Origin of the sequence: Galbibacter pacificus (assembly GCF_029603165.1) — a bacterium.
GTDB classification, from domain to species: Bacteria; Bacteroidota; Bacteroidia; order Flavobacteriales; family Flavobacteriaceae; genus Galbibacter; species Galbibacter pacificus.
Map to the genome: position 1 here is coordinate 59,573 of NZ_JAQSVC010000007.1, position 17,028 is coordinate 76,600.

10 protein-coding genes are annotated in these 17,028 nt (G+C 37.7%); 4 read left to right on the forward strand and 6 right to left on the reverse strand.

Annotated features, from left to right (window positions below; translation table 11 throughout):
• The first annotated feature begins 3 nt into the window (after nucleotides 1–3).
• Nucleotides 4–450, forward strand: a complete 447-nt coding sequence (locus tag PSF86_RS16455) for a YHS domain-containing (seleno)protein (protein ID WP_277901189.1) — start codon at nucleotides 4–6, stop codon at nucleotides 448–450.
• Between the two features lie 9 nt (nucleotides 451–459).
• Here the strand turns inward: PSF86_RS16455 and PSF86_RS16460 are convergent, their stop codons facing one another.
• Nucleotides 460–1,320, reverse strand: coding sequence for a hypothetical protein (locus tag PSF86_RS16460; protein ID WP_277901190.1), 861 nt, complete (start codon nucleotides 1,318–1,320; stop codon nucleotides 460–462).
• Nucleotides 1,321–1,519: 199 nt separating this feature from the next.
• Here PSF86_RS16460 and PSF86_RS16465 point away from each other — a divergent pair, with 199 nt between their 5' ends.
• Nucleotides 1,520–2,539: a LacI family DNA-binding transcriptional regulator gene (locus PSF86_RS16465; RefSeq protein ID WP_277901360.1), complete on the forward strand. Its 1,020-nt coding sequence runs from the start codon at nucleotides 1,520–1,522 to the stop codon at nucleotides 2,537–2,539.
• 41 nt (nucleotides 2,540–2,580) lie between these two features.
• Here PSF86_RS16465 and PSF86_RS16470 read toward each other — a convergent pair whose 3' ends face one another.
• The 5 genes from PSF86_RS16470 to PSF86_RS16490 are packed head-to-tail and all read right to left on the reverse strand — an operon-like array spanning nucleotide 2,581 to nucleotide 14,683.
• Entirely contained in the window at nucleotides 2,581–3,480 is a 900-nt protein-coding gene (locus PSF86_RS16470; RefSeq protein WP_277901191.1) for a GyrI-like domain-containing protein, read from the reverse strand.
• Nucleotides 3,481–3,495: 15 nt separating this feature from the next.
• Nucleotides 3,496–4,854, reverse strand: a complete 1,359-nt coding sequence (locus PSF86_RS16475) for a vanadium-dependent haloperoxidase (protein WP_277901192.1) — start codon at nucleotides 4,852–4,854, stop codon at nucleotides 3,496–3,498.
• Between the two features lie 4 nt (nucleotides 4,855–4,858).
• Complete coding sequence (locus tag PSF86_RS16480) at nucleotides 4,859–8,119, reverse strand: VCBS repeat-containing protein (RefSeq protein ID WP_277901193.1); 3,261 nt, start codon at nucleotides 8,117–8,119, stop codon at nucleotides 4,859–4,861.
• Nucleotides 8,112–11,465 (reverse strand): VCBS repeat-containing protein, encoded by a 3,354-nt coding sequence (locus tag PSF86_RS16485; protein WP_277901194.1) that lies wholly within the window; start codon nucleotides 11,463–11,465, stop codon nucleotides 8,112–8,114. The genes PSF86_RS16480 and PSF86_RS16485 overlap by 8 nt, the downstream gene beginning before the upstream one ends.
• Nucleotides 11,462–14,683: a VCBS repeat-containing protein gene (locus PSF86_RS16490; protein WP_277901195.1), complete on the reverse strand. Its 3,222-nt coding sequence runs from the start codon at nucleotides 14,681–14,683 to the stop codon at nucleotides 11,462–11,464. Before PSF86_RS16490 ends, PSF86_RS16485 begins: the two co-directional genes overlap by 4 nt.
• A gap of 348 nt (nucleotides 14,684–15,031) precedes the next feature.
• On the opposite strand from PSF86_RS16490, the gene PSF86_RS16495 reads away from it, so the two are divergent.
• Together PSF86_RS16495 and PSF86_RS16500 are read left to right on the forward strand one after the other, a co-directional pair.
• A complete protein-coding gene (locus tag PSF86_RS16495; RefSeq protein WP_277901196.1) occupies nucleotides 15,032–16,315 on the forward strand; it encodes a sensor histidine kinase in 1,284 nt (427 codons plus the stop codon).
• Nucleotides 16,312–16,998: a response regulator transcription factor gene (locus tag PSF86_RS16500; protein WP_277901197.1), complete on the forward strand. Its 687-nt coding sequence runs from the start codon at nucleotides 16,312–16,314 to the stop codon at nucleotides 16,996–16,998. The genes PSF86_RS16495 and PSF86_RS16500 overlap by 4 nt, the downstream gene beginning before the upstream one ends.
• Nucleotides 16,999–17,028 lie beyond the last annotated feature (30 nt).

Genomic DNA, 17,028 nt, shown 5'->3' on the forward strand with positions numbered 1-17,028 from the left:
ATCATGAAAACACTTCCCGCCATACTTTTAATATTTACCATGACCGCTGCTTTTGCGCAGTCCATAGATTACAATACCAAAAAAGGGGCCATTGCCGAAGGCTACGACGTAGTTTCTTATTTTGAAGGGAATCCCACCGAAGGCTCTGCCGATTTTAAAATAGATTACGACCATGTGCTTTTTAAGTTCAGTTCAGAAGAAAATCTAAAGCGTTTTCGGCAAGACCCCGAAAAATACATACCGCAATACGGCGGATATTGTGCCTATGCCATTGCCAGCGGAAAGAAAGTAAGGATAAACCCCGAAACTTTCGAGATAAGGGACAAGAAATTATACCTTTTCTATAATGCGCATGGCACCAATACACTCGATTTATGGAAAGAAGAAGGTGCCGAAAAACTTCAAAAAGAAGCAGATAAAAACTGGCAGAAGATTAAATTTAATAATTAGCAGGCCAACCTATAAGCGCAAACGGTAGATGTTCCCCCCGAGCTTTCCTGTCTTCTCGTCAGAAATATACAGGGTATCTTCGTTTATAAAACAAATACCTTCTTTTTGCGAGTCGTAACCAAGGTCTATACGCTTAACGTCCCCGTTAAAAAAATCATCTCCCGTAAAATTGCTCAGCAACCACACCTTATCATGGCTTAACAAAGCTATTTTCTTTTTGTCGGGACTTATGTCTGCCGCCGTAACCGTACATTTTCTGTCGTGCCCGCAGGTTTTAAAACTGGAAATATATTGAGCCTCATGTCTTCCCGAAACAGCTGGAACACGATACAACAATGTAGTTCCGTCAAAAGGTTTGGCACGGTTCTTTGTAAAAATATAGAAGTTTCCGTTCCAGAAAAAAAAGGCTTCGGCATCAAAAAGACGATGCTTCTTTTTGGGTGGAAAATTTTTTTGTTCCGGGTAATAAAATTCAATTTTTTCTGCGGTGGCCTCATCTGCATTTATCATTTCCGGATTAAAAACCTTGTAAATCCTTAAATCTTTTCGCTTATTGTCATTATTACCAAAATCCCCGATATATAAATTTCCGTCCCCGTCTTTTGCGAGCTCTTCCCAGTCTTTGTTTTTTGCGTTTTTTAGTTTAATTTCCCTAACAAGCGAGCCCTTATGATCAAAACCATAAATATGGTCTTTGTTCCCCGAATCGCCAATGGCCCAAATAAGACCGTGGGGCGAGATAGTTTGTATGCCCGAGTTTTCTTTTAGTATGTCGCCGGTATTGGCAATTACTGTAAGCTGGCCGTAATCTTGCTGGCATGATAAAAATAAAAAAGATAGCAGGTAGGTATTAAAAAAATGCAATGTCATGGTAATATTGTTTATCCCCTGTCGGAAGTGTATTAATTATATAAAAAACGGGATGTACTAATGTGCCCTTCAATTAAATGCACAACACCGACAAATAAGGTTGATGGTGTTAAAATACGAGTTACTTGGCGAAATAAAAAGCAGAGTTTAATTGAAAAAGCTTAATTTTGATATCAGCTATAAAAAGAAGGACAAACCAATGAAGCAAAAAATAACGCTAAAAGAAATTTCTAGAAGATTTAATGTTTCCATATCTACGGTTTCAAAAGCATTAAAAGACAGTCCGGAAATAAGTGAGAAAACCAAGGAGATTATTCAGGCTTTTGCAAAAGAGCATAACTACAAGCCCAATAATATAGCATTAAGTCTAAAAAACCAAAAAACCAAAAACATAGGGATTATCCTTCCCGAAATAGTACATTATTTTTTCTCGTCGGTCATAACCGGGGTAGAGCGTTTGGCCACCGAAAAAGGGTATAATGTAATTGTGTGCATTTCCAACGAATCTTTCGATAAAGAGGTCATCAATATGCAAATGCTTGCCAATGGAAGTATAGACGGCTTTATTATGTCGCTCTCAAAAGATACCGAAAAGAAACAGGACTTTCACCACATCAACGAAGTAATAAATCAGGGAATGCCGGTGGTAATGATAGACCGCGTTACCGATAAGGTAAATTGCGATAAGGTAATTATAGACGATTTCCACGGTGCCTACAGTGCCGTTTCCTATTTAGTTGAAAGTGGCCGTAAAAACATAGCGTTGATAACCATGCCAGATTATATGAGTGTTGGTAAACTACGTACCGAAGGCTACAAAAAAGCGCTAATCGATGCAGGTATACAGGTAGATGAAGACCTAATTGTAAAAGTTGAAGATTTTTACAGCGGTTTTGAACCTGTTGAAGAACTGCTAAAAAACCATAACGTCGATGCCGTTTTTGGCGTAACCGAATTTTTTGCGGTCTCAGCCATGAAAATTGCACAAAAAATGGGTAAAACAGCTCCTAAAGACATTTCGTTTGTCGGCTTTACAGATGGTATCATCTCCATAAGTAGCAGCCCCTCGTTAACCACGGTTAGCCAGCACGGTGAAGAAATAGGTGAGAAGGCAGCCGATTTATTGATAAAACGGCTGGAAGAAGAAGATTTCGAGCTAAGGCCATACGAGACCGAGATTATCAAATCCAGTCTGGTTAAACGGGAGTCTACCCAATAATGGCAATCTCTCTATAAATTAGAGACAAAAGTTCTTCCCGTTCAATCTTCAATAGGTATATATACATCTGTTTTCCATTTTAAGGCATCTCCACCAAGGTTTGGGTTGTTATTAAAGACCTCTATTACCTTATTGCTTACATTAATGGCGTGGTTATCGGCATAATTATAGAGGGCAAACCAAGCATGTTGCGTATACATATAATTGCCATGAAAAATGGCCAGCAATGCGGTGTTTTTACTTACTTCTCTTAAAAAAATAGCTTCTGATGGAACGGGTAGTTTTTCTATCCCCTTTACGGGAAAACAAAAATCCATGTCAATACTATCGGTAAGCTTGTTATATTCATTAATAACAACCATGGGGTTGCCATCTGGCTGTATATTGTTTTCAATGATATAATTGCTTAAATAATTATAATTACGCATCATCTGTCCAGCCTTTCCTTCGGGGGTGGTCTTGGCATTTACACAAACACATTGCTTGTTTGGCATGGTAGCGGTGCCTTCTATTTGTACTTTAAAAGTTGAAATGTTTAAGTCTAGCGTTTTTTTAAAATTGATTAATAGGTCTTTGGTCGTGGCCGTAAAATCGGTTTTAAAAAAAGGGGCCGTTATCCGGTTGCTTATACTCTTCCCGGGTTGTTTTATGCCAATATTTACTTCGGTAACAGAATCGTTAACACTATTAATGTCCCAATAAAGCATATAGTTTTTGCCTTTATAGCTTAGCTGCTGTGTAAGGGAAGCATACAAAGTACTGTCTATGGTTTTTGTGGCAATGGCATCGTTTGTATTGTGCCAATTGGAAATGCTGTAAAGGATACTCCCCGCACTTGTTTTTTCCTTAAAAGTATAAATGTAATCTGACTTTTTAACAAACAGGTACCAAACAAGAACTGCCAAAAGGAGCAGACCAATAACAAAAAGGATTTTTTTCATTTAATGTTTCCGGTTTTATTTATTTAGGGCAATTTTTTCATTGCTCATATCGCTTAACTTGTTTAATATATACCCTGCCATGTTCCTGCCTTGGTCAATGCCAACCTCAATGGCCGCCCTGTAATGAATACCGCCATACATCCTGCTCATTGCAGCTTCATCGGCCGCTTTATTAAAAGAAGGAAAAGATCTTATGGGAATGCCATATGGAGTTTCAGTATCATCGTCAAAAGAAAAATTATCCCCAAAAATAGAAGTCAGCGTTTTGGCCGCAGCACCAGAAACCACCGAATGTCCACTGGTATACTCGGGAAAAGGCGGCGTTTGTAAAATAGGTTTCCAGTTTTCGTCTATATACAAGTTGATAACTGTTTCCGGGCGTATTAAATTACTCCTGTATTTTTCGTCCCAACAACTTATAAATCCATCAAAAATGGCAATGGCTGTTTTGGTATAGGCAAATACCGTTTCGTTAAAGTTGGTTTTCGCTTTTCTACAGGCAATTTTTGTAATGCCTATCCAATGTGCCCCGGGGGTAATTTTTTTGGTGGCAAACATTAAATGACCTTTGGTAACGGATACATATGGGTTACAGTCCCAAAACTGCGCAATGGCCACACCATCGGAAGTATCGCCTTCTTGGGTTATTCTATTTCCAACGTCATACACTTCTTTTGCTTCTTTAAAAAACTTGCTATCCTTATCCAAAGAAAATTCTGGCGGTGGAATAGGTTTAAATTGAGAAGCAGAATCTATAACCAAGGTCCTTATTTTGTCCCAGTGTGGCTCAATGCCGTCCATATATGCAGGGGGCGTGGGCTGCCACCTAGAGGGGTCGTCCGTATCGACCGTAAACTTGGGCATGGTGCGCGTTTGTTTGTAATTGTCTTTATCCATCCATGCTTTCATAAAAGAAACCACATCCATGGCATACTTTTTTGAAGTTTCAAACTCTGTTTCATTAACTTTTTTCCATGAGGTATACAAACTATCCTGATAACTGGAAATACGGTCTTCTGAAAAGATTAAAGATTTGCTTAGTTCTAAATGGGCAATCAATGCAGCTACCCGATAATTAACATGCTCAGTGTTTTGGGGTTTTGGAATGGATTTTAAACCATTGAGTTTTCCGGCAAGGGAATTGTAATTCGGATCGTCGAGCGCCATAATTTCGTATGCGGCAATGTCTGGATAGACAAAAATCCTGCTCACTACTACGGGCGAGAAAATATCGTGTATCATTACTTCAACAACTTTGTCTATTGCTTGATGCATGTTTTCTGAAGTAATTTCGATTGGTTTTTCTTCTTTGTTGCACGAAGCCAATATTACCAATGAAATGATGCATAGAAATGAAAGAAAAATACGTTTCATCTGTTTATTTTTTGTTGGTTTTTAATTTGTATAATTCAGCTTTCTTATCGTTAATGGTAACCAATAAATAAGCCTCATTGTTTATGCTTAGTATGTTCAATGCCGTAACTGCTTTACTAGATAGGTCCAGGCCTGCATGCAACGAAAGTTCTACATGTTTATCGTTGTAAATAATGGCTCCCGGAAAGGCATCGAACCTGCCATGATATGGCTTTGTGCCGAAATAATTTCCTGCGGCAATAACTTCGTTTTCTCCATCGGCATTTACATCGGCAGTGGCAAAAGTTGTTATGGGGGAAAGTTGCAGTTTATTTGTAAACGGACGGAAGGTAAAGTTTCCTTTATTGTTTTCCAGCCAACCCGATTGCAAGTTGTGCACCTCTAAAAGGGTAGCGTTGTCCAGTAATACTTTGTCGAATACTTCTTCCAGGCTCTTTCCCGCAAAATCTTTATAGGTGGTAAATTTTTTTCGCATTAAAGACACCAATTGCTCAGAGAGTTCGTCCATATTGGCTATTGTATAATACTTACCATCTTTTTCAGCCGCAACAATGGTTTCGGTACGCTTGTTCTTGTCAAAATCGGCATAATACATTTTTAAAGGATATTCCTTGCTGGCCTTGAACTTGGAATTGGTGCCCCAATTGCCCAATATGTAATCCATGTCACCATCGTTGTCCATGTCAAATTCTGTAATGCCCTGCCATAAACCGTGGAGCTTTTCTTCCAAAGGGAATACTTCTTCAAGATTGCTTCCCGTATTTTTATAAAACTTAGGGGGCATCCACTCGCCAACTACAATTAGGTCTTTTTTTCCATCCTCGTCAAAATCGCTCCAAATGGCATCGGTAACCATTCCCGCTTTTTGTAGGGAAGGATTTTCCATAACCGAAAAGCTGTTGCCTTCATTTATAAGAAGGAAAGAATTTGGAATGGCGCCAAAATCATAAGAAACCGCATTGCTGCCCAGAAAGATGTCCAATTCGCCATCGCCATCAAAATCAAAGGGTTTAGCAACTGAAACATTCTCAAATTGTTCTGGTAACACGCCTTTTATCATGGTGGAGTCTCTGCCAAGGTATAAAATATTTTTCAGGGGCTCCATTTTAGCATAAAAATCGCCGCCGCCGGTACCAGTAAACAAATCGTTTTTTTTATCGCCGTTCAGGTCGGCAATAAAAGCAGCAACAACTTCGGTAACAGAATCGTTTTTAATAATATTGGGCGTATTTTTTACAAAACCACTATCGGTTTGCATATATATCATTGCGGGTTTAAATTTAGAACTTCCAAAGAAAATGTCTTCTTTTCCATCTCCGTTAAGGTCGCCAACGGCCGTGGCAGGACCACGGTCTGAAATTTGGTACGGAATAAGTTTTTGTCTTAAAAAATCTATATAATTATCTTCTTCGTGTTTAAAATCAATGCCCAAATTGCCATCTATTTTTGTAAAGAAAGACGGCTTGTCTGTAAGTAATTTGTTAATGGCAAAATGTTTTCTGTTATTTTCAGGTGAAACCACTAAAGTTTGATTTTTGGTCACATTTTTAAGTGTTTGGTAGGTTTTGTCGGGCCAGACAACCCATAGCGAGTCTATATTGTTTTTATTGTTGTACCCAAAATGCACAATAGGTTCTGATGAAGCTTGAAAACCCCGTACGGTATACAGTTCCCGATATTGCATATGGCCATTTTGAAAAGAAAACACTTTTGTGCCAATGCCAAAACTATTGGGTTTTTTGTAATTGAATTTTAGCTTTATGTATTTTCCGTTATCGTTTGTTTTATTGATATAGATCCCGACAGGCTGATCAATGTTGTTGGTAATTATGTCGATGTCTCCATCGTTATCGAGGTCTCCCATGGCTGTTGCCCCAGAAATTAGAGTATCTTTTACAATCCATTTTCCCGATTGGTCTTTAAACTGAAGGTCTTTTTGGCCTTCAAAAATAAAATTATGGTATGCTCCGGAAGGCATCAGGTTGATTGCTTTTTGATCGACCAATTTTGTGTTGTCCAGTTTTTTACGAATCTGCTCGTTTGAAGCAAATTTTATAAAATCAAGATCATTGGGCCTTTTTGGTATTCCATTGGAAATAAACAGGTCTTGCTCCCCATCTTCATTAAAATCGGCAAACAAGGCACTCCAGCTCCAATCGGTGGCCGCAATGCCGCTCATTAAAGCCGTTTCGGCATAATTTTCGCCTTCTTGATTTATTTGCAGCATGTTTCTGGTGTATTGATAATGATAACCAAGCTTTTCGGTACGCATTTTAAGCATTTGTACATTTTCGTCCCCGGCAGAAGACTTTAATACCGTTTCGTCATTGGGGAGCATATCCAGGGAAAGGATGTCCGGAAAACCATCGTGGTTAATATCGGCCACGTCATTGCCCATGGAAAACCTACTTGTGTGGCCAAAATGCTTTTTAAGGCTTTCGGTAAAAGTTCCGTCGCCATTGTTCAGGTAATAATAATCGTCTTCATGAAAATCGTTTCCTACGTAAATATCGGGTAATCCATCCTGATTAAAGTCAGATACCGCCAACCCCAATCCATAACCGTTAACACCACCATAAATTCCGGCTTCTTCACTTACGTCGGTAAATGTACCATTGTCGTTTCTCATTAATTTATCGCCGGTGGCATAATTTCTTTTGTACCTTAAATCGGCCTTGCCATACGATTCCTGTGTGTGCACGGCATGGTTAAGTAAGTAAAGGTCCAAATCGCCATCTTGGTCATAATCTAGAAATGCCGCCGAAGAACTGTAAGAGTCAAAATCGAGGCCATATTTTCGTGCACTTTCGGTAAAGGTTAAATCACCATTGTTAATATACAATTCGTTATGTCCCCTAAATCCGTTTATGCCAACAACAGCACATACATAAATATCGAGCAAGCCATCGCCATTCACGTCGCCCATTATGGCTCCTGTATTCCATGTGCTTTCCCCGCCGATTTTAGCAGATGTGGAAATGTCTTCAAACTTTAGGTTCCCTTTGTTGAGGTATAATTTGTTTTTTACTTGGTTACCAGAGAAAAACACATCGGGAAGCCCATCGTTATTAATGTCGCCAATGGCAACACCGCCGCCGTTGTAGAAATATAAATAATCAAGGATATTTAACTCTTTGGTGGGAGTAACTTGGTTTACAAAGTCAATGCCTGTGTTGTCGGGAGTAGGGTTGCTAAATAAATCCCCTTCATTTTTACAAGAGACAACCAATAATAAAGCCAATATGAAGACAGGAAATTTATTCATGGATTTCATTTACTTTAAAGATTTTTGGTTGCTGATTGTTAATACCGAGCAAAATGTAAGTTTTGCCAGAGGCATCTTGAAAACGTTTAATGTTTTTTACTTCGCCTTTTACAAACATGCCTGAGGTGTTGTAGTTTTGCCATTCAAAATCTCCTTGGCCATCGCCTAGAAGAACACTGCCATAATTAGCGTCCAAGCGGGAAAATTGCGGTTTAAACTCGTAATTATTACCGGCCATGATTAAATCTGGGTTTCCATCATTATTTATATCATTGCAATAAATATCGCATACACACGAGAACTGCACTTGGCTTGGCAGTATTTTTATATCGTATTCGCCGTTTCCTTTATTAACGGCCACTATGGATTCTATGGTATTGACTTCTTTCACGATGGAATTGTTGAACACCTCTGTGGAAAAAAGTTCCTGAATGGATTTTTTTGAATATTCCGAAGCTTTTAGATTTTGCTTTTTTAAGGAAGACAATTGTTTGGTCAATTCTTTTTTCATATGAATGGGCATATCCTTCCCGTTGATGGAACGCGTTACTATTTGTTCAATGGTACCGTTATTGTCGTAATCGTTGATAAACATTTTCATGGGTGCATCAGCAGAAGCTTTATAGGCAATATTGCTTCCTTGATTGCCCAATATTAAATCTATATCGCCGTCATTATCAATATCGGCACTTTCAATGGCGTTCCACCAACCACTGTAATTGTCCAGTTGCGTGCTTTCAAGCGCAAGATGCCTGCCAGAATTAAAGAGCACTTTTGGAGACATCCAGTCGCCAACAATTACAAGGTCTTTTATAGTATCGCCATCCATATCGACCCATTTGGCATCGGTTGCCATACCAACATTTTTTAGGTCGTAAGCCTTACTTTCGGTAACATCTTTAAAAGTACCATCGCCTTGATTTTCCAAGAGCAGGTGCTTTGGGTCTATGCCGTAAATTCCCGGGACACTGCGAGAGCCTATAAAAATGTCGGTATCGCCGTCGGCATCAAAATCGTAGGGTGCAATTACAGAAATATTATGAAGGGTTGCGGGAATATTTTGTTCGCTTTTAGCGAAGTTTCCCTTTCCGTCGTTAAAATAAACTCTTGCTTTATAATATGTGGCATCGGCTTCTTCATTACCGCCCGTTCCTACCATTAAATCGAGGTCATCATCATTATCAATATCAAAGAAAACGGCATAGGTATCTTCTAAGTTTTTATCATTATCAAAAGCATTCTGGTCTATTTTATATAATTTACTATTTCCCTTGTTATTATATAATGCCCCCGACTGGTTTTTTGCCCCGCCGATATAAATATCTTCATTTCCATCATTGTCAATATCACCCACGGCGACCGCTGGGCCTTCTTGGGAAGTCATTTTACCAATAAGACCTTCATAATCAAAATCTACAAAATTGTCTTCTTTATGTGGGTTAAGCGCTTTTGTATTAACTTCTGTTAAAAGGGTTTGTTTTGGAGCATATTTTTTAGGATTGTATTTTTCGCTAGCATTGGCTTGTTTTAATTTAATGACCTTATTAACGGCCAATTGAGTTAGTTTTTCTGTGGTGCCATTGGGCCAAATAATACGTAAGGAATCTATTTTTTGGGCCTTGCCAACTCCCAAGGTGGCGGTATAATCCATAGAAGATTGAAAACCTCGGTAAGGAATATGCTCATAAAGTATGGTTTTGTCCTGGATATACAATTTGGCGGAGGCACCAATGGCAAATATGTTAGAATTATCTCCTTTGAACCGTAATTTAATATAGTTGTTTTCTTTTAATTTATCGCTATTGTTTTTATATACAAATGCCTGCATGTTAACATTATTAACAACAATATCCAGATCTCCGTCATTATCCAGGTCTCCATAAGCAACACCGTTGGACATGCTGGGGGTATTAAAGCCCCATTCTTCTGTTTTATCTTTAAAAGTTAAGTCTTGGTTGTTTTTATAGGCATAGTTGGGAATTGGTTTTACAGGCATTTTGTCAATAATGGAATCAATGGCCTGTTTTTTCCCGGTAAGCGCCATATTTTGTATAATTTCGTTCGCAAAAAAGTTTACAAAATCAATATCGGTTAGATCGTGGTTTATGCCATTGGCCACATAGATGTCTCGGTAACCGTCATTATCCATATCGAATAAAACACCTCCCCAGCTCCAGTCTGTTTTGGCAATGCCGCTAAAATACGCTGTTTCAGAAAAAGATTCGTTTCCATTGTTTATTTGAAGCGTGTTCTGCATGAATTGTTGCGAGAAATCCTTTCTTTGTTTGAGCCTAAAAATATCATAGCCTTCAAATTCTGTTACGGTTTTAGTTCTCTGGTCTCCTTCGGGAAGCATGTCGGTAATAAAAATATCGGCAAGCCCATCATTGTTAATATCCGACATATCCACGCCCATGGAAGAAAGGCTTAAATGCGAAGTCCATTTTTGTATTTCTTCCCTAAAAGTTCCATCATGGTTGTTGATATAAAGGTAATCCCTTTCGTAAAAATCGTTCGAAACATAAATGTCTGGATAAGTATCTTGGTTAATATCACTTATCATAACACCTAGCCCAAAACCTATCAGGCTTCCGTAAATACCGGCTTTTTCACTTACGTCCACATATTTTCCATTGTCGTTTCTAAGGAGCATATCGCCAACACCCTTAAAAATATCCGGAACACCTTCCCAGTCCTGCGCCCTTACTTCCCGTTGTTCGGCATATCCCAAACTACTTACGGGGATATTACTGTTGTTTAAAATATAGGCATCTAAATCACCATCTTTGTCATAATCAAAAAATACGGCATGTGTTGTAAATCCACTTTTTGCCAAATTATAGGCATCGGCCTGTTCTGTAAAGGTTAGATCGCCGTTGTTAATATAGAGGTCGTTATCGTGGTTGTTCCCTTCCATGTTCCCGGCATTGGCCACATATATATCCAAGTAGCCATCGCTATTGATGTCGACCATGGTAACGCCTGTAGACCACGGTTTATTCCCGCCAACCCCTGCTTTATCGGTAATGTCTTCAAATTTAAAATTACCTTTGTTAATAAACAGTTTGTTTTTACCCATATTGGCAGTTAAGTATATATCGGGCAGGCTATCGTTATTAATATCGCCTATGGCAACCCCGCCGCCGTTATAGAAATTCCTATATTTAAAAATGTTGAAATTTTTTTGATTTTCAATTTCGTTTATAAAATCTATACCGCTTTCTTCATGGGGAACCAAGGAAAAAAGAGTCTCCTTTTTTTTAACGTTATCATTTTCTTGTTTCGGGTTTTTGTTACAAGAATAAATGATAGAAATCAGGCTTAATCCTAAAATTATTCTTTTCATGGTGCTGTTGCTTTAGTTAGAAAGATTGGTTTGCCATTGTTTATGGTAGCAATGTAATATGGTTTGTTGCCGATTGTTATTTTTTTAATACTCCTTGCGGGGCCCGAAACATTAAACTGCTGCGGTTGTTGCACTTTAAAAAATCCATGGGTATCATTTAATAATATTAAACCATGTAAAGCATCGAGTCTTCCTAGTTGGGTACTTATTTCGTAGTTGTTCCCAATCAAAATAACATCTTCAAAACCATCATTGTTAAAATCGTCGTTTAATATATCGAACACGCAAGAGGTTTGGGCCATAAATGGCAGTTTTGTTGCCAGGAATGTGGCGTTTCCTTTATTTTCAAAATACATGGAAGCCAATTCGAATACCTTTTTCTTAGGGGTATTCTTTATTTTTTCCTGCGGAAGCAATTCAGAAAACCGTGCATTTGCAAAATCGGTATACGAAAGAAACTTCTTGTTTAGCATGGGCATTTGCTTTACAAGTTCGTCTTTTGATGAAAAAGTGGTTTCTTCTCCCTGATAGAAATAAGTTACAACGGGGTCGGTCTTTCCATTATCGTCAAAATCATTAATGTAGAGCGTAACAGGGTTTTTCTTTGATGCTTTTAAACGGGTGTTGAGCCCCCAGTTTCCTGCCATTATATCAATATCCCCATCATTGTCAAAATCGGATGCTATTACACTGTTCCACCAGCCATTGGTATTTTCTAAGTTGTTTTCTTGAAACCTAAGCCTTTTTCCGTCGTTTATAAATATAGAAATGGGCATCCAATATCCGGCAACAATTGCATCGGGTAGATCATCGTTGTTTAAGTCTGTCCATTCAATATCCTGAACATTTCCAAGAGTTTCAAAATCGGGTGCGAATGTAGGTGTAATGTCTTTAAAAACACCTTTTCCGTTATTCTGAAAAATATATTGTTTTGAAGTCTCTCCAAAAGTCCGCGGCTTTCCGTTGGAGGCAATGCATATATCTAAATCCCCATCATTGTCAAGATCAACAGCTTTTACCATGGAGGCATTTATGAATGTATTTTTAAATTGTAGCGTATCTTTTTCAAAAACACCATTGTTATTAAAATAGAGTAGTGGTTCTAGCGGCGTGCCAGATGCAAATTCATTTCCACCATTTACAACTAAAAGGTCTAGGTTGCCGTCGTTGTTAGCATCAAAAAAAATATTGTCAATAGCTTCACTTTTGGCATCTTTTGCAAATAAATCTGGTTGAATTTCTGTAAAAGAACCATTTTCTTGCTGTGTAAAAAGGGCAGAAGCCTGCATCTTTGCCCCGCCAATAAATATGTCGTCCAAGCCATCGTTATTAATGTCACCAATGGCCGTTTTTGGACCTTGATTGGTATTGGCAAAAGGAACTAATGGGTCGCGGTTAAACTCTATTGATGTTTGATCTTTGTGTTTAAAATTTAACGAACGTTTGCTGTTCTTAACGAAAATGTCAGGGCTTTTGCTTTCTTGGTAATAATTGCCTTTGGCATTTTTATAATCGAGTATTATGGACGAGTTGAGGGCAAGATTGGTCTTTTTTTCAAATTTTCCATCGTTCCATACTACAACCAACGAATCTATGTTGTGTTTTCCCAGCCCGATTAGCATTTCTGGCGCAGTAGCAGACATAAACCCTCTGGATGTGTAGTTTTCATTTACAATAGTTAGCGAATCTGCGTAGACTTTAACCTTGCTTCCAATACCGTTTAGGTTTTTGTCATTTCCTTTAAATTTAATTTTTATAAAATTATGGGTCAACATCTCCATTGAGTTGTTTTGTAGCAGGAAAGCATTTTCATTGACATTGTTTACTGCTAAATCTAAATCCCCGTCATTGTCAAGATCGGCATATACACTACCGTTACTATATGATGGAATGGGGTCGTTCCAATCCTTGGTGGCATTGGTAAAGGTTTGATTTCGGTTATTTTTAAAAAAATAATTGGCTACGTGTTTTTTGGGGATCTCATTGATGAATTCCATATCTTCTTCGGTCATTCCCTTTCCTAGGCGTTTTTGAATTTTTTCGTTTGCAATGAAACTAATAAAATCCATATCGTTGGTAGCCCCCAAAATACCATTAGTTATATATACATCTTTATAACCGTCGTTGTCCAAATCGGCTATTAAAGGAGACCAGGACCATTCGGTAGCTGCCAGGCCGCTTGAAAAGGCTGTTTCGGTAAAACGGTTGTTGCCATTGTTAAAATGAAGCGCATTTTGCATAAACTGGGGCGCATATCCGTTTTTTAAATAGTTGCTGTATATTTGGTAGTTGTATTCAGACCCCGATGTTTTATAGCCTTTAAGGTCTTCTGGAAGCATATCTACCGAAACAATATCTGTTAAACCATCGTTATTCACGTCGGCAATATCATTCCCCATTGAAAAGTGCGTGGTATGCCCGAGTTTTGTTTCATCCGAAGCAATTATTTCTTTATATGTACCGTCTTTTTGATTAATGTACAAATAGTCATTCTCGAAAAAATCGTTTCCCACATAAATATCAGGATACCCGTCGTTGTTAATATCAGAAATGGCCACGCCGAGCCCATAACCAATACTTCCTTGATAAATACCTGTTTTTTTAGAAACATCTTGATAGGTCCCATTATCATTTCGGAACAATTTATCGCCATATAGACTATCTATGGCATTTCTCTTTTTACCATTTCCATACATTCTATTGGGATGTACCGAATGATTGAGCAAATACATATCCAGGTCGCCGTCTAAATCATAATCAAAAAAGGTAGCTTGCGTTGCATAACTTGAAATATCAAGATTGTAAATATGCGATAGTTCCTTAAAGGTGGGAATTCCATTTCTGTTATTCCCTTGGTTAACATAAAGGAGGTTGTGTTTTTTTTGTTTGGAGAGCTCACTTACCCGGCAAATGTAAATATCAAGCCAGCCATCATTATTAATATCTACTGTGGTAACGCCAGTTGTCCAGTTGTCAGGATTTTTTATTCCGGCCCTATCGGTAATGTCTTCAAATTTAAATCCGGTTTTATTTAGAAAAAGTATGTCTTCTGTTTGGTTCGAAGTAAAATAGAGGTCGACCCATCCATCATTGTTAAAATCACCAGCAGCAATACCGGCACCGTTGTAATAATATAAATAATTAAGAATATTTAGGTTGGGGGAGTTGGTTAGTTTGTTTTTAAATTCAATGCCGGTTTTACTTGCTGGAACAGCCATGAAAAGCTTCTTTTCCTTGGAGCAGGAAAATAGCATCGCTATTATAAGAAAACATATAATTCTTACGGCCATTATTTTTTATTATACTTTTTAATCCCACCACCTTTTGGATTTTATATTTCACTTTTCTTAAGCATTTATATAAAAAAGCTAACCCATAAGTTAGCTTTTTTATACTTTTAATTGTAATGAAGAATTTTTAAAACTATTTTGAACACTGCTAATATAATACCTACTTGTTTAGGTTTTAATTAACGATAAGCGAAAAAGATTAATAAAAGGTTAATTTTATTAATAAAAGGATAACAAGTGTTTGGAAAGCTAATTTTTTAGTTAATTAGAAGCAATATGCTAAACTATAAAAAAGGATATATCATTATTTTTATCGTCTCGGTGATAGGTTTGGCCTTTATACAATATCAGTACTTAAAAGTGGGACTAAACTTGGCCAAGGTACAGTTCAATACAAAAATTGGACAATCCATACAAACCATTAAATCGGATTTAAGCACGCAAAACGAGCTTACTTTTTTAATGCAACAGGCCATTACAAAAGATACTTCTCATTTTAAATTAAGTATAGATAGCCTGCAAGACGCTTCGAGCCATTTTTTAAATGATTTTTTGGTGGACCGTTTGTTGCAACGGGGAATTAAAACATCTTTCCAATACAGGCTGTACAAAAACGACAGTACGGTGTATTTAACATCACCCATCTATAACTTGGCCAATAAGGAAGGCCTTAAGTTTCCCATTGTGCTCAATGGATATTTACCAGATAGTATTGGCCAACGATTAATCTTGGAATTACAATTTGAAGACGTAAACAGTTATTTTCTATCTCAATTAAACGGGTTGACAATACCGAGCTTAATATTTATAATAGCCATTATTTTAGTGGTTATTTGGGTATTGCGTTCCATGTACTGGCAACGAAATGTAATTACAACCACAAACGAGTTTATTAATAACTTAACACATGAGCTTAAAACCCCGGTGTTTTCCATAGGCTTGGCGGCCAAACTGCTTGAGGACAAGGCCACACAAGAAACCGCACCAATTATAACCATTGTTAGGGAACAAAACGAAAAGCTTAAAAGCCATATTGAAAAAGTGCTTGATCTGGCCGGTATAGAGAACAAAAAGGGAGTTGTAAAGCTTAAACTTCAGGATTTTTATCCTACACTGGAGCATTTGGCCATGTCCTTCTCCAGATTATCTTCCATAGAAGGTATACAATTTAAGTATGAATTGCAGGACGGCCCTTATACCATTTATTGCGAACCGAGCCATCTTGAAAATGTGGTCAATAATTTACTGGATAATGCCAAAAAATATTCAGAGGACAACCCAACAATCAATCTAAAGGCGCATGTTGCAGGCGGTTATTTGTATATTGCGGTAACCGATAAGGGAAAAGGGATAGACGAAACCAATTTAAAACACGTTTTTAAAAAATATCACAGGGTTTCATCCGGCGACATACAAAAAGTGCGGGGATATGGTTTAGGGCTGAGCTATGTAAAAGAAATTGTAAAACTGCACAAAGGAAAAGTTTTATTAGAAAGTACAATTGGTAAAGGAACAACCGTTACCATTAAATTACCAATGCAAAAAAAGAAAAATAAATGAGAAAGCTATTATTGGTGGAAGACGATAGTTCGTTAGGGTATTTGTTGACCGAATATTTAAAGATGAAGGATTTTCAAATAGTATGGGCAACCAACGGTATTGAGGCTTTGGAAATACTAAAAAAAGAAGTCTTTGATCTCATAATACTGGATGTTATGATGCCTGAAATGGATGGTTTTACCTTGGCGGAAAAAATCCGTGACCTCTATTCGTCCATACCATTCATGTTTTTATCTGCCCGGTCCCTTAAAATAGACGTGCTCAAAGGGTTTTCGCTTGGAGCGGTCGATTATTTGAAAAAACCGATAGACGAAGAAGAATTGGTGGTTAGGGTAGAAGCTTTGTTAAACAGGTTAAATATTGGCATAAACACCTCCCTACAGGAAGAAATAATATTGGGAGGATATCTTTTTAACCCTGCTACCCAAGAATTAAAATATAAAGACGAAATAATTTCGTTAACATCAAGGGAAAGCGAACTGCTGTTGTTTTTATGGAGAAGAAAAAACGAATTGTCGCTTCATAAGGACATATTAACAAGTATCTGGGGCGAGAACGATTATTTTAACCGCAAAAGTTTAAACGTATTTATATCGCACCTGCGGAAGTATTTAAGCAAAGATCCAAGGATAGTAATTGAAAATGTACACAACAAAGGTTTTTTGTTGAAAGTAAAAGAATAAAGATGCCCGCAATTGCGGGCATTTTACATG

Bases quoted from the DNA above. Each gene is read 5' to 3' on its own strand.
- PSF86_RS16460 (WP_277901190.1), bottom strand. From the start codon at position 1,320: ATGACATTGCATTTTTTTAATACCTACCTGCTATCTTTTTTATTTTTA.
- PSF86_RS16455 (WP_277901189.1), top strand. From the start codon at position 4: ATGAAAACACTTCCCGCCATACTTTTAATATTTACCATGACCGCTGCT.
- PSF86_RS16495 (WP_277901196.1), top strand. From the start codon at position 15,032: ATGCTAAACTATAAAAAAGGATATATCATTATTTTTATCGTCTCGGTG.
- PSF86_RS16485 (WP_277901194.1), bottom strand. From the start codon at position 11,465: ATGAAAAGAATAATTTTAGGATTAAGCCTGATTTCTATCATTTATTCT.
- PSF86_RS16500 (WP_277901197.1), top strand. From the start codon at position 16,312: ATGAGAAAGCTATTATTGGTGGAAGACGATAGTTCGTTAGGGTATTTG.
- PSF86_RS16465 (WP_277901360.1), top strand. From the start codon at position 1,520: ATGAAGCAAAAAATAACGCTAAAAGAAATTTCTAGAAGATTTAATGTT.
- PSF86_RS16475 (WP_277901192.1), bottom strand. From the start codon at position 4,854: ATGAAACGTATTTTTCTTTCATTTCTATGCATCATTTCATTGGTAATA.
- PSF86_RS16490 (WP_277901195.1), bottom strand. From the start codon at position 14,683: ATGGCTGTTCCAGCAAGTAAAACCGGCATTGAATTTAAAAACAAACTA.
- PSF86_RS16480 (WP_277901193.1), bottom strand. From the start codon at position 8,119: ATGAATAAATTTCCTGTCTTCATATTGGCTTTATTATTGGTTGTCTCT.
- PSF86_RS16470 (WP_277901191.1), bottom strand. From the start codon at position 3,480: ATGAAAAAAATCCTTTTTGTTATTGGTCTGCTCCTTTTGGCAGTTCTT.